Consider the following 13291-nt stretch of genomic DNA (forward strand, 5'->3'; position numbering starts at 1 on the left):
GTGGTGCCCTTTTATTTTTTTAGGAGATAAGCTCGGACAAGACGGCAACCATAGCCAAACCAATACAAGAACAGGAAGGACATATGCAGGTAATAGGCATCCCATGAGGATAGCCCGAGGGATGGAGGATTCGTTTCTTTAAGGATCCGGACTTTATGTCGTCACCGGGGGTGTAGGCTTGCTCTCCAACTACATCTGTTCGATCCAGATCGACATACAACTCGCCGGCAAGGTAACCTATGAGGTACGTTCCTACGATGGCGATGTTGATCCAGCCTGCATTCTGTCGAGGCAGCCCGAGGTCGATCAAGAGGCCGAATATCCAGAATATGCATAGTAAACTGATCGTCACGATGATCCATAGAGGAAATGTTAACATCCATCGCTTTGCAGCTGAATCGATCACTTCCTTTGATTTTGCCATAGTACCTCCCTTTTGCTTACCGAGTTAATTATCCTTATATTACCTTATTTATGAACTCTATGTATGAGATGAAGCCATTCACTGTATATAAAAAAAAGCCCTTATTACACCTGAAAGAGTGCAATGAGGGCTTTAAGCGTTCAGTTGAAAAGAGAATAACCATTATTTTTTCTTAAGCAGCAAATACACAAAATACGGCGCGCCGATGATAGCAACCATAATGCCTGCTGCGATACCGTCGGGATCCACGATGTTGCGTCCGATCGTATCTGCGAGCAGCAGCAGCCAGCCCCCGATCAATATAGCAATCGGAATGTACATCTGATTCCGCGGGCCAACCAGCGCTTTGGCAATATGAGGGCCCATGAGTCCGATAAACGTAATGCCGCCCGTAACCGACACCGCGGATGCTGCAAGCGCGACGGCGGCCAGAAGCAGCACAATGCGTTCCTTCTCAATCGAGACGCCGACACCGATGCCTACAGGATCGCTTAACCCCAGCAGATTCATGCGCTGCGCTTTGTACAGGGTGAACGGGACCAGGATGATCAGCCAGGGCAGCAGAGCCACAATGAAGGGCCAATCGGTGCCCCATATCCCGCCCGCCAGCCACTTGGCGATAAAATCGACCTTGGTCCGCTCAGCAGACGACGTGAGCACAATCATGACGCCCGAGAGTGCCATGGAGAACCCGACACCGGTAAGCACCAATTTAACGGGCTGCAGGCCTTCGCCTTTCCGGAAAGAGAACAGGTAGATGCCCACGGCCGTTAGCACAGCCCCGATAAATGCCGCCAAGGGCAGCATGTAGATAAAGGAGCCGGCTTCGATCGGGAAGAACAGGAAAAATACGGCCACGCCGACCCCGGCCCCCGAGTTTATTCCGATAATGCCTGGATCCGCGAGATCATTTCGGGTAATGCTCTGTAGAATGGCACCTGATAAGGCGAGCGCCATTCCGGCCAGCAAAGTAATGAGCATGCGTGGCAGGCGCACATCGAAGATAATGAATTTCTCTTTGAAGCTGCCTTGGCCCAGCAGGGTTGGAATAATCCGATCATAACTTACGGACGAATAACCGAGACCCAGACCAACGAGGATAGTCACCACTGTAAGGATCAACAAGACCAGAAACGTAATACGCTGTTTTCTTAATAACGACGGATGAATCATGACAGTCCCCGGCCTCCTTTGCGTACGATAAACAGGAAGAAGGGCAATCCCATGATGGCGATCAGAGCGGCTACGGGCGTTTCGTAAGGAGCATGCAGCGTTCGTCCGACCGTGTCGGCAAACAGCATGAAGATGGCGCCCACCATGGCGGACATCGGAATGACATGGCGGTAGTCGGTTCCGACGATACCGCGGACGATATGGGGAATCATCAGGCCGAGGAAGGCCAAATTCCCCACCAAGGCCACAGAGGTTCCTGCCAGGAGGACAATCACGACAAACAGGATGCCTTTGATAGCAGCAATGTTCTGTCCCAAACCGGCGGCAACTTCTTCGCTCAGGCTAAGGATGGTCAGCTGTCTTGATAACACGATGGCAATCATAATTCCAATAAGAATAAACGGGAATATCGTCTGCAGCTGCCCCCATGATGTGCCGATCACACCGCCTGCTGTCCACATGGACACATCCTTGGATATTTTAAAATAAATGCCGATTCCTTCGGCGATGGCGTACAGGAATGCGGATACAGCTGAACCAGCCAGCACCATCTGCAAGGGAGAGAAGCCGCCTTTTCGCATGGCTCCGATGCCGAAGACCATCACAGCACCGACCGCTGCTCCGATGAAGCAGGCCACCATCATGCCAAAATAATTGGCAGCCGGCAGAAAAGCCAGTGTGAAGGCCAGCGCTGCATTTGCCCCGCTGGTAAGGCCGAGCAGGCTGGGATCCGCCAGCGGATTACGAGTAATGCCCTGCATGATAGCACCGGAGACCGCGAGCGCGGCTCCGACCAGAATGGCGGCAACCTCGCGGGGCAGGCGAATTTCGCGAAGAACGGATAATTTCTCGCCCTCCATCGAGGTGGTAAGGGCAAACCATACATCCTGGATGCTGGTTTCAGCTGCGCCGAACAGCATCGCAACGACAAACATGCCCATAAATACGATGATGCCCGCAATCAATTTGACGGAAAAAGGAATGGACCGTTTCGTAGGCATTGTCATGGAATCATCTTTTCATCTTAAAGTTGGAGTATTCAATCTAAATAAATCGGAGTAATGGCAGCCTATGTCCTAGTTGCCCAAAAAGTGTTCCGTAATGAACTCAAGCTGGTACTCCAGCGTGGTTGCATCATTAAAATAAATACGGTTTCCGTCTGCTTCGAACACGCGGCCATTCTTCACCGCCGGGATTTGCTTATACGTCTCGGTTTGCTGGAAAGACGTATCGGCATCGGCAAATTTGCTGAGAATGACATAGTCGCCGGCATATTCCGGCAGCACTTCCGCAGAAAGGGCATAATAGCCGTCCTTCAATGCCATTTCTTTCACTTTTTCCGGCATTTTCAGCTTCATTTCCTGATACAGGATTTCTGTACCGCGCCCCCAGTTATCGCCGTATACATAAAGCTGCTTATCAAAACTCTCGATCACGGACACGGTTGCGTCTTCGCCGATCTTCGCGCGAATTTCATCGCCGGCTTTTTGCGCCCGCTGCTTGAAATCGTCGATCCAGGCTTGGGCTTCTTTTTCTTTGTTCACCAGCTTGCCGATTTCAAGATGCTGCTTCAGATAATCAACTTTACCGTAGGTGAAGGTAACGGTTGGGGCAATCTCTTTCAGCTTATCCACGTTCTTGATATTGGACAGGCCGATGATGAGGTCGGGATCCAGTTCGATGATTTTTTCCAGGCTTTCATCCGTTACTTCTTCGGCATCCTTGATTTTGTCCGCAAATGCGGGATTGGCCTTGGACCAGGAATCCACGCCCACCATGTTGACGCCGAGTGCAAGCAGGTCGCCTACGTAGGAGGACAACACAATGACGCGCTGCGGATTGGCAGGCACCTCAACGGGTCCGTTCTCGGACTCGTATGTAATGGTCCCGGATGGGGCTTCGCTTTGTTCCGTTTTAGGTGTTTCGGCCGTACCTGTATGGTTGCTGCTTGTCTCCGCAGGCTTGCTGCTGCAAGCACTAAGAATGAGCAGCAGCGCTATAAATGGGATGAGTAGTTTCTTCGTAGGTGTCGTTTTGCTGTGTTTTGAGTACATCCTCTTTTTCCCCTTTTAAAAGATTGTATGTGATACAGATCGGTTTTGCCGTGCGCGGATCGCGGCCGATCTCGGCATCGATATGGAATACTTTCTTTAATACGTCATGTGAGATGACGGCTTCCGGATCTCCGGCCTGAATGATATCTCCATCCTTCATCGCGATAATGTAATCCGCGAATCTGGCGGCTTGGTTTAAATCATGCAGAACCATAACAATGGTACGCTCCTGCTCGATGTTAAGCCTCTCCAGCAGTTCCAGGATCTCAAGCTGATGCGCCATGTCCAGATACGTGGTCGGTTCGTCAAGGAAGATCATTTCGGTCTCCTGAGCCAGTGCCATCGCAATCCATACCCGCTGTCTTTGCCCACCGGACAGAGCATCCACCGAACGATATTTGTAATCCTGGGTTCCGGTAACCTCCAGCGCCCAGTCAATTACTTCCATATCCTGCTTGGTCAAGCGGCCAAAACCACGCTGATGAGGATATCGGCCATAGGAGACAAGCTCGCCAACCGTCAATCCGCCCGGTCCTTCCGGAGTCTGGGGCAGAATGGCCAGCTTTTTCGCCAGCAGCTTGGTGTTCATCTTGGCGATTTCTTCTCCATCGAGAATGGCAGCGCCGGACTGGTAAGGAATAATGCGGGTAACAGCCTTCAAAAGAGTGGATTTGCCGCAGCCGTTAGGCCCAATAATGGTTGTGATTCTTTTATCGGGAATATCTACGTTAAGACGATTCAAAATCAGATTCTCGCCGTAACCGACGCTTATTCGATCTGTACTTAGGCGAATCATCATTTCACCTCCAGAGTAGTTAGCTATCAAACGATAATGATTCTCAATTTCATCCATAAATATAATGGGGGGCCGCGTCATTGTCAATAAATATCTTAATGGAAATTTTAAATAATATTCATGTTTCAACCGAATTATATCCATATATAGATTGGCTGGGTGTTACACACCTATATATAGGCGAAATTGTGACAATATGAATTTTTTCTAAATGTTTGATTGTAAAAAGGTTGAAGGCAACGTATACTAATTGATAATGATAATCATTTACGTTACAAGGTGATCACAAGCAGCCTTTTAATCTATAGACCGGGAGTGAAATGCATGAGTGGGAAAGAGATATTTGATGTAACGGTTATTGGTGGAGGACCAGCAGGATTATATTCTGCTTTTTATAGTGGACTGCGCGGCATGAAGACCAAGATTATAGAATATCAACCCATGCTTGGCGGGAAGGTTCACGTCTATCCGGAGAAAATGATATGGGATGTCGGCGGACTGACGCCCGTTCCGGGCGCGAAGCTGATCGAACAGATGGTTCAGCAAGGTCTGACGTTTAATCCCGAAGTGCTGTTGAACGAGAAGGTTGAATCGATCGCCCGCAATGAGGAAGGGCTGTTCGAATTACATACGGCGAACTCCGGCGTGCATTTGTCTAAAACGGTTATCGTGGCGGTCGGAGGAGGCATCCTGAATCCGCAGAAGCTGGAGATTGAAGGAGCCGAGCGGTTTGAGGTGTCGAACCTGAACTATACGGTGAAGTCCCTGCAGCATTTTAAAGGCAAAACTGTCATTGTGTCCGGTGGAGGGAATTCAGCCGTAGATTGGGCGAATGAGCTGGAGCCTGTAGCGAAGAAGGTGTACTTGGCCTACCGCAAGGACGAATTGTCAGGCCATGAAGCCCAAGTCGAGCAGCTGATGAACAGCACGGCCACGTGCCAACTTAATACATCGATTACGAAGCTCATTGCTTCGGATAATCATGAGGTAATTGAGCGGGTAGAATTGACCAATAATGCGACAGGGGAAATTTCCTATCTGGCGGTTGACGAAGTCATTATTAACCATGGCTATGAACGGGATATGTCGCTGCTGGAGAACAGCGAGCTTGATATTCACCGGGTGGATGACTACTATATCGCGGGCAACGCAAGCTGCAATTCTTCCATACCGGGACTGTATGCTGCCGGCGATATCCTGCATTTTGACGGGAAGCTGCACCTGATCGCAGGCGCCTTCCAGGATGCCGCGAACGCGGTGAACAGCGCGAAGCAGTTCATTGAACCGGATGCCAAAAAGTACGCGATGGTCTCTTCGCATAACGAGATGTTCAAGGAGCGCAATCGCGAATTAGTGAAGCAATTGATCAATTAGTGATTGCAGTAAAACGAATAGATCTCATTAAGAACGAAGAAGCGAGGGGATCCCCGCTTCTCTTTTTTGCGTTTCTTTACGATTTTGGGATAATCCCTGAAGTAATCAACGGGCCGTAGTTGAGCAGCTGCGTCATCATGATCGCCATTTCTCTTGCGGATTTATTCATGCCGGACTCGATCCAGTGGATAACTAAGCCGATATTGGCCGAGGTCATATAAGCAATCAGGTAATCGCTCGGAATGATTTGATTCTCGCCTGCTGGCATTCTGAACGCATGCTTAGCAAACATATGCTCCTTCATGAACTCCCTGAATTGGCGAACGAAGGATATGTCCCCATTCGGGCCGACGATGGCCCGGAAGAAGGCGGCATGCCGGATGAGCTCCTCGAATATTTGTTCTGACGCCGGATAAGGCTCCCCCTTTACCGCATAGTCTCTGGAATCCCTGGGATCGATATGGATCACGATGTTCTCAATTTTCTGAAGCACCTCTTCTTTGATTTTATCCAGCATATCCGGCACATCCCGATAATGCAGATAGAAGGTACCCCTGTTGATATTTGCGCGATTGGCGATATCGGTGACGGTAATCGCGCTTATGTTTTTTTCGCCCATGAGCTCAAACAAGGTTTGCCGCAGCAGCTGGTTCGTCCGGATTTGCCGGCGATCCGCCTTCTTGGTCAAGGAATTCCCCTCCAGTACAATTTGAACACTTAATCAACAGAAGGCTCGTACACTGATGAGTAATGAACACTCCGCTGAAAGCTGATGATTGAACATATTTCTCTCTTCATTATAATTAACGCTGTGATCATTAATCAACGGTTTGTTCATTAACAACGAGGAGTGGTAGATATGGGTTTCTTAAGACAAAAAACGCTGTGGATCGGCGCATTGGTTGTCATTCTGGTGCTGTCGATCTTCGGCGTAGCCATGATGGGATCGATCGTGGGAGCGAAGCCGAAGTCCCTGCCCGTTGCACTGGTCGTCTTGGATCAACCGGCGGAGTTACCGAACGGCGAATCCCTTGCTGTTGGCGACATGATAAAGGGGATGCTGCAGGGAAACTCGCAGATGCCCATTCAGTGGGAGATCGTGAATTCGGAAGCGGAGGCACGGGAAGGGCTCGACAGCCAGAAGTATTATGGAGCCCTCGTACTGCCTGAGAACTTAAGCGCGGGCATCTTGTCGCTGCAGTCGCCTGCTCCGAAGCCCGCTGTGGTTCAAGTGCTGGTGAACGAGGGGATGAGCACGCAGGCATCCGCTGCAGTGAAACAGATGCTCGGGCAAGCGATGAAGATGGCGGGAGCGCAGCTCTCCAAGCAGGCACTGACCATGATCAGCGTGCAGACGGATATGCTGCAGGTAACAACAGCGCAGGCTCTCCTTACCCCGTTTGAGGTTCATGAGGAGGTTGTTCACCCTGTCGGGGTTAACCATGCAAGCGGCAATGCGCCGGGCATGCTGGTACAGATTTTATGGATCGGGTGTCTGATCATTAGCGTATTCTTGTTCCAGGCGCTGCAGAAGGCAGTGGCCGATGGCAGCAGCAGGGGAACCTCGATCGTGCTGCAGGGCGCTGCAGGTTTGCTGCTGGCCGGCCTGGCTTCCGGTTTTCTGGTGTGGATGGCATCCTCCTGGTATGGCATGGAGCTCGCGGACGGGGGCGGTGTATGGTTGATGCTGTGGCTGGCGGGTTCCGCCTTTTTCCTCCTTCAGTCGACCCTGCTCAACTGGATGGGAATCCCGGCAATGGGGATTCTGGTGCTCCTGATGTTCTTCTCGATGCCGCTTCTCAATATGGCACCGGAGTTTCTGCCGCAGGCAACGCAGGATTGGCTGTACTCGTGGACGCCGCTCCGCTTTGCTGCTTCGACTCTAAGAGATGTGATGTATTTTGATGGAGTTTCCGCATCTTCCGCGAATGCTGCCGTACTATGGTCTATTGCCGGAGGTTTCCTTGTTCTGCTGCTTGCCTCGGTGCTGAAGAAGGGGAGCCCTTCCGATAAAAGAAAGTCGATGATCGCTTCTTAATAGAATAGCTAGTGAATGGGCAGTGTGGGGTGTGCACCCGCACTGCTTTTTTACTTTGCTTAAGCAGGTTGGTTCCTACGGCTGGGTACATGACATGGCAAAGGTTAGCAACGTGACGGTCACCCTTTTCTTCAGGTGAATAAAATACTATCGTTCTTCATGATGACAGCCTGTATAATCCTGAATAAGGGAGCGTGAGCGTAAGTTGAAGATTAAAGTGATCATAGCGGACGATAACTCTTTTATCAGGGAAGGCATGAAAATCATTCTGGCCACGTTTGATGAGTTCGACGTGGTAGCAACGGTTGAAGACGGCCAGGAAGCGGTGGCCTATTGCGAAGCGCATGAAGTGGATGTGGCGCTGATGGATGTCCGGATGCCGAATCTAAACGGCGTTGAGGCCACGAAACAGCTCACGGAGCGTACCAAGACCAAAACGCTGATCTTGACGACCTTCGACGACGATGAATACATTACCGACGCGATCCTAAACGGCGCCAAGGGTTATCTGCTGAAGAATAACGATCCGGAACGGATTCGCGATGCGATCAAAACCGTGTACCACGGCCATCATGTGCTGCAGGACGTCGTGTTGGATAAAATCAAATCCGGGCTGAAGCCGGACAAGGAAGACAGCGGTACCAAGTTCGACCGGAGTCTGTTCACCGAACGGGAACTGGATATTATGGCGCTTATCGCCAAAGGGCTGGCCAACAAGGAAATCTCGAAGAAGCTGTTTATTTCCGAAGGCACCATTGCCAATCACATCACTTCGATTCTCAGCAAGACAGGTCTTGAGCATCGAACCCAGATTGCGATTTTTTATCTGACGGGGGAAGTGAATAAGTGAGCGAACGCCGAAATTATGCCGAATCGTGGATCATCGGCTTTAAAACGATTCTATTCCTGTATGTGATCGGCCAATCTTATGCCTCAGATCTTGCGATAACGCCGTGGTATATCCTTGTCATTCTGCTCTACCTGTCCGTGAATGTATCCGTCTATATTTTCAAGAGCCGGAATGTACAGCCGTTCTTCATGGTACTGGCTGTTCTTGTTGTCGCGGCTTCCTCATTCTACATCCATCCGCTGTTGTTTATGCTGCTTCCCGCGAACTTGTACGAGCTGCTGTCTTTATGCCTTCGCAGGAGCTGGATGATCCTGGTCCCCCTGTTGGTTCCAGCGCTTATGGTGCCTCACGAACTTGTCATTACCTATGTCTTTATATCCGTTTTATCCTATATCTATCTCACGATGCTAAGAACTTTTGTAAGCCGAGTCGCAACCTATCAGGAGCAGAATGAGCACATGCATCTTGAACTGGATCGGCTGACCGAGCGGCTGAGCGAAAATAATGAGTACATCCGGCAGTTTGAATACATGTTCAAGCTGGAAGAGCGAAACCGGCTGTCTCAGGAGATTCATGATAAAATCGGGCATTCCATGACGGGTGCATTGATTCAGATGGAAGCGGCCAAGCGCTTGATGGCAGCGAATCCGGACAAGTCCGCCGAGCTGCTGCAGAATGCCATCTCGATCTCCAAAGAAGGCATTGAGAGCATCAGGCTGGTCCTGAAGAATGTGAAGCCGCCTACGGAACAGCTCGGTATCAACCGGATGCGTTTATTTCTGGAGGAGTTCTCCGCTCAGCATTCGATCAAGACCGTATTGACGCATGAGGGTAATGTCGATCGAATCACGCCGCTGCAGTGGAAAATCATTCAGGATAACACCCAGGAAGCGTTAACCAACACGATGAAATATGCTCATGCAACGGCAGTCTCGTTACATATTGAGGTTCTGGGTACCATGATCAAGGCCAAGGTCAGCGACAATGGCAAGGGCATGCAGAAGGTCATCAAGGGTCTTGGGATCGTAGGCATGGAGGAGCGCGCCGCGGTCGTGAATGGAACCGTGATCGTAGATGGCTCTAGCGGCTTCTCGGTGACCACTTTGATTCCTTACAGCTAACACCCGGTAGGCTTGATTTGGCGGACTATGGAGATTGGGCCGAGGGAATTTCCTCTCCTCAAAAGGGTGAGGATTTGGGTCCTCAACAACATGAAGATTCTCATGGATAAGGATGAACTTGTGCACTATCGCAAGGGCATCCTTTTTTCGTACGATACATACAGATCAAGTCCACCGGTTGATGCGTGGATGAATATGGAGGCGAAAAACGTATGAACGTGCTGGAGATCAAAGGGCTCACGAAGAAGTTTGGGGATTTCATAGCGGTAGACCAGTTGTCGTTGAATATACGGGAAGGCGAGATCTTCGGCTTCCTCGGCGCGAACGGAGCAGGCAAGAGCACAACCATCAACATCATATCGTCGCTCATGCCCGTGACCAAAGGAGAGGTTCATATTTTGGGCAAGAATCTGATAAAGCATCGAAAGTTCGCGAAGCAGCAGATCGGCATGGTTCCGCAAGAGGTCGCGATATATGAGGATCTGACCGCCTATGAGAATGTTCATTTTTTTGCCGGATTGTATGGATTGAGAGGCTCGGAGCTTAGGAGCAGGGCAGAAGAGGCGCTTGCCTTCGTCGGACTTAGCGACAAACACAAGATGTACCCGAAGAGCTTCTCCGGAGGCATGAAGAGACGACTGAACATCGCCTGCGCGATTGCCCACAGACCGAAGCTGATCATCATGGATGAGCCGACCGTCGGCATCGATCCCCAATCGAGGAACTATATTCTGAACTCGGTCAGGAAGCTGAACGAGATGGGCAGCACGATCCTGTACACGAGCCATTATATGGAAGAGGTGGAGGAGCTCTGCACCCGGATTGCCATTATCGATCACGGCAAGATCATAGCGGAGGGCACGAAGGCACAGCTGAAGGCTATCATCACGGACCAAAAGGATATCGGAATTGAAGTGCAATCGGCCGCCCATCTCGAAGTGAGTAAGTTGGAGGAGATTGCAGGCGTCAAAACGGTAGAAGTGAAGGAAAATATCGTGCACATCAGCTCCGATGCAGAGGTTAATAACCTGAATAAAATCATTCAACAATTCACGGCGCAAGGCATTGAAATTCGTTCCGTTCAAGCCTCCGAGCCGAATTTGGAAACGGTGTTCCTGACGCTGACCGGCAGGAGCCTCCGGGATTAACAGACCAGGGAAGGGGGAGGTGGAAGGACATGAACGTACTAAGAATCGCGCTGAAGGAGATGAAGATCGTCCGGGAGCCGCGGATGCTGGTATTCATGCTGGCAACCCCGGTGCTGCTCATTCTGATCCTGGGGACGGCGCTTTCGAATGCTTTTAACGGGAGTACGGCGATTGGAGACATCCGGGTGTTATACCATAACAGCGGAACGGAACCCGCGCTTACGGAACAATGGCAGGCATTCATGCAGGAAGCGGAGCGCTCATCGGGCATCGTCTTTGAGCAAGTCAGGGAAGGCATGGACGGAGGGCAGGAAGTGAGAAACAACCGGTACACCGGTTACGTGGAAATGGACGGCCAAGGGATCCGGTATGATGGAAACAGCCGCAACAGTATGGAGAACGGGATTGTGCAGGCGATGCTGTCCGCATTTGCCGACCGGTACCGGCTGTCAGCCGAAGCCGCGAAGATGGATCCGGAATATAAGAACAAGCTGCTTGTTAATGATGGAGAGAGCTATGTGGTTGAGTCTTCCATTCAGGGAGCGAGGCAGCCGGGTTCACTTGATTATTTTGCGATTGCGGTGACTACGATGATCATTCTGTATAGCGCCTTGACGGCAGGCGGATTAATCGATAGTGAGCGAAAGCGAAATACCGCGCAGCGCCTATTGGCCTCACCGGTAACGAAAGCCGAGATTTTTGTCGGAAAAATATTGGGCACGCTCGCAATCAATGCCGTATTTGTCATTATCGTTGTGCTGATCAGCAAATATATGTTCAATGCTTACTGGGGGGATCATCCGGTCATGGTGTTCCTAGTATTGTTGAGCGAGATTCTGTTTGCGCTCAGTCTCGGGCTCGGGATCAGTTACGTGCTGAAGGGAAATGCCGCCGGGGCTGTCATCATGGTCATTATTCAACTGGCTGCGTTCTTTGGCGGAGGGTATACGCCGGTTGCGAGCACAACGGGATTCATGAGGGAGGCCGCAACGTATTCTCCCCTGCATTGGTCCAATGAAGCTCTGCTGCAGTTGATCTATTCCGGTAACGGGTCGGCAGCCATGAATGCGATGATGCTAAACGTCGGTTTTTCCATCCTGCTATTAGCTGTAGCCATGATTTCAATGCGAAGAAGGGAGGGGCTGTAATGATGAAGGATATGCTCTGGCTCATTCGTAAAACGATATTGACCTCGTCGAAGGATTATAAAAATCTGCTGCTTGTGATCGCGCTTCCTATTGTCGGCATTCTGCTATCCACTTTAATCTACAAGGGTTCCGGAGTGATTTCCGTCACCATTGGCATCGTGAATCACGATGTTGAACAGAAGGTCACGCAAGATACGATCGATTTTATGGCTCAATTAGAACATACCGAGACTTCGATCATTAGGGAATCGGAAGCGGATGACTTGATTCTGTCGGGTGAGCTCGACGCGGTGCTGGTCTTCCCGGAGGGGTTTGCGCGAGGCGTAATGCTAGGGACACCCGAGCCGGTTCGGATCGAATCGATTAAGGGAGCTCAGGTTACGGGGTATGTAAAGTCATATCTGAACGCATACGTCCAGAATATTTCATCCATGGGGAGGATAGCGGGTGGCGATGCCGCCGCGTTTAACGACCTATACAGCGGTTACCAGAATTCAACGTTTCATTTGTCTACGGCTACGGTTGCGGATCAATCGGCCAATCATGATGTCACCAACCGGACGATCGGTTACTTGGTTGTGTTCATGTTATTCTCCGCCGTGAATCTATCGGCATTGACGATCCGGGATCGCGAGAATCGTACGTACTATAGGCTATTATCGTCACCAATTACGGCCCGCAGCTACGTCTTCTCTAATGCCATCGTGAACCTCGTTCTGATGATGATTCAGATTGCGGCCACCTTGTTTGTTTTGACCCGGTTCTTTCATATCGAGCCAGGCATCCCGTTATGGCAGATGTTTCTGATTCTGTCGCTGTTCGCTCTGGTCGCGGTCAGTTTATCGCAGGTCATTGTTGCATTCTCGGACAGCACCATGATGGCGAACGGAATCCAGACGATGGTGATTATGCCAACTTCGCTGCTGGCAGGGTGTTTATTCCCGATCTCCGTGATGCCGGAAGCGATTCAGCGAATCGCCGACTTCCTGCCGCAGTACTGGCTGCTCGATACGTTCGGCAAGCTTCAGCAAGGAAGCGGGCTAAGCGATATTATGCTAAATGTGGCGATTCTGCTGGCTTTTGCCTTGGCCTTATCGCTGGTTGCTACCTACAAGTTCGCAAGAAATAGAGATACACAGAGCTATATTTAAAAATTTAATGGTGG

13 protein-coding genes are annotated in these 13291 nt (G+C 50.6%); 7 read left to right on the plus strand and 6 right to left on the minus strand.

The annotated features are described in order from the left end of the window. Window positions 1-19: 19 nt before the first annotated feature. The 5 genes from ACETK5_RS28540 to ACETK5_RS28560 form a co-directional block, all read right to left on the minus strand. Window positions 20-424, minus strand: a complete 405-nt coding sequence (locus ACETK5_RS28540) for a hypothetical protein (protein WP_100541175.1) — start codon at window positions 422-424, stop codon at window positions 20-22. Window positions 425-586: 162 nt separating this feature from the next. Beyond that, window positions 587-1597 carry a FecCD family ABC transporter permease gene (locus tag ACETK5_RS28545; protein WP_326111161.1) on the minus strand — a complete coding sequence of 337 codons (1011 nt, stop codon included), beginning with the start codon at window positions 1595-1597 and terminating at the stop codon, window positions 587-589. Further along, a complete protein-coding gene (locus ACETK5_RS28550; protein WP_394059287.1) occupies window positions 1594-2604 on the minus strand; it encodes a FecCD family ABC transporter permease in 1011 nt (336 codons plus the stop codon). Before ACETK5_RS28550 ends, ACETK5_RS28545 begins: the two co-directional genes overlap by 4 nt. 69 nt (window positions 2605-2673) lie before the next feature. Continuing rightward, on the minus strand, window positions 2674-3651 hold the full coding sequence (locus ACETK5_RS28555) for an iron-hydroxamate ABC transporter substrate-binding protein (protein WP_326118596.1): 978 nt from the start codon (window positions 3649-3651) through the stop codon (window positions 2674-2676). Further along, entirely contained in the window at window positions 3575-4447 is an 873-nt protein-coding gene (locus tag ACETK5_RS28560) for an ABC transporter ATP-binding protein (RefSeq protein WP_100541171.1), read from the minus strand. The genes ACETK5_RS28555 and ACETK5_RS28560 overlap by 77 nt, the downstream gene beginning before the upstream one ends. 324 nt (window positions 4448-4771) lie before the next feature. Between ACETK5_RS28560 and ACETK5_RS28565 the strand changes: the two genes are divergently transcribed. Further along, on the plus strand, window positions 4772-5821 hold the full coding sequence (locus ACETK5_RS28565) for an NAD(P)/FAD-dependent oxidoreductase (RefSeq protein ID WP_127592644.1): 1050 nt from the start codon (window positions 4772-4774) through the stop codon (window positions 5819-5821). 76 nt (window positions 5822-5897) lie between these two features. Here the strand turns inward: ACETK5_RS28565 and ACETK5_RS28570 are convergent, their stop codons facing one another. After that, the gene (locus ACETK5_RS28570) at window positions 5898-6509 is read right to left on the minus strand and encodes a TetR/AcrR family transcriptional regulator (RefSeq protein ID WP_394059291.1); all 612 of its coding nucleotides are present in this window, start codon (window positions 6507-6509) and stop codon (window positions 5898-5900) included. A gap of 171 nt (window positions 6510-6680) precedes the next feature. Between ACETK5_RS28570 and ACETK5_RS28575 the strand changes: the two genes are divergently transcribed. The 6 genes from ACETK5_RS28575 (at window position 6681) to ACETK5_RS28600 (ending at window position 13277) form a co-directional block, all read left to right on the plus strand. After that, complete coding sequence (locus ACETK5_RS28575) at window positions 6681-7859, plus strand: YhgE/Pip domain-containing protein (protein ID WP_394059293.1); 1179 nt, start codon at window positions 6681-6683, stop codon at window positions 7857-7859. 205 nt (window positions 7860-8064) lie between these two features. Continuing rightward, window positions 8065-8709, plus strand: coding sequence for a response regulator (locus tag ACETK5_RS28580; protein WP_394059295.1), 645 nt, complete (start codon window positions 8065-8067; stop codon window positions 8707-8709). Next, window positions 8706-9830, plus strand: coding sequence for a sensor histidine kinase (locus tag ACETK5_RS28585; RefSeq protein ID WP_394059297.1), 1125 nt, complete (start codon window positions 8706-8708; stop codon window positions 9828-9830). Before ACETK5_RS28580 ends, ACETK5_RS28585 begins: the two co-directional genes overlap by 4 nt. Window positions 9831-10042: 212 nt before the next feature. After that, window positions 10043-10978: an ABC transporter ATP-binding protein gene (locus tag ACETK5_RS28590; RefSeq protein WP_394059299.1), complete on the plus strand. Its 936-nt coding sequence runs from the start codon at window positions 10043-10045 to the stop codon at window positions 10976-10978. Window positions 10979-11007: 29 nt separating this feature from the next. After that, window positions 11008-12126 (plus strand): ABC transporter permease, encoded by a 1119-nt coding sequence (locus tag ACETK5_RS28595; protein ID WP_100541163.1) that lies wholly within the window; start codon window positions 11008-11010, stop codon window positions 12124-12126. Continuing rightward, window positions 12126-13277, plus strand: a complete 1152-nt coding sequence (locus ACETK5_RS28600) for an ABC transporter permease (protein ID WP_100541162.1) — start codon at window positions 12126-12128, stop codon at window positions 13275-13277. The genes ACETK5_RS28595 and ACETK5_RS28600 overlap by 1 nt, the downstream gene beginning before the upstream one ends. Window positions 13278-13291: the final 14 nt, after the last annotated feature.

This window comes from Paenibacillus ilasis (genome assembly GCF_043195395.1).
In the GTDB taxonomy this organism is placed as follows: domain Bacteria; phylum Bacillota; class Bacilli; order Paenibacillales; family Paenibacillaceae; genus Paenibacillus_AQ; species Paenibacillus_AQ lautus.

Coding starts and splice junctions, on each gene's coding strand:
- ACETK5_RS28540 (WP_100541175.1), bottom strand. CDS start 424: ATGGCAAAATCAAAGGAAGTGATCGATTCAGCTGCAAAGCGATGGATG.
- ACETK5_RS28545 (WP_326111161.1), bottom strand. CDS start 1,597: ATGATTCATCCGTCGTTATTAAGAAAACAGCGTATTACGTTTCTGGTC.
- ACETK5_RS28550 (WP_394059287.1), bottom strand. CDS start 2,604: ATGACAATGCCTACGAAACGGTCCATTCCTTTTTCCGTCAAATTGATT.
- ACETK5_RS28555 (WP_326118596.1), bottom strand. CDS start 3,651: ATGTACTCAAAACACAGCAAAACGACACCTACGAAGAAACTACTCATC.
- ACETK5_RS28560 (WP_100541171.1), bottom strand. CDS start 4,447: ATGATTCGCCTAAGTACAGATCGAATAAGCGTCGGTTACGGCGAGAAT.
- ACETK5_RS28565 (WP_127592644.1), top strand. CDS start 4,772: ATGAGTGGGAAAGAGATATTTGATGTAACGGTTATTGGTGGAGGACCA.
- ACETK5_RS28575 (WP_394059293.1), top strand. CDS start 6,681: ATGGGTTTCTTAAGACAAAAAACGCTGTGGATCGGCGCATTGGTTGTC.
- ACETK5_RS28590 (WP_394059299.1), top strand. CDS start 10,043: ATGAACGTGCTGGAGATCAAAGGGCTCACGAAGAAGTTTGGGGATTTC.
- ACETK5_RS28595 (WP_100541163.1), top strand. CDS start 11,008: ATGAACGTACTAAGAATCGCGCTGAAGGAGATGAAGATCGTCCGGGAG.
- ACETK5_RS28600 (WP_100541162.1), top strand. CDS start 12,126: ATGATGAAGGATATGCTCTGGCTCATTCGTAAAACGATATTGACCTCG.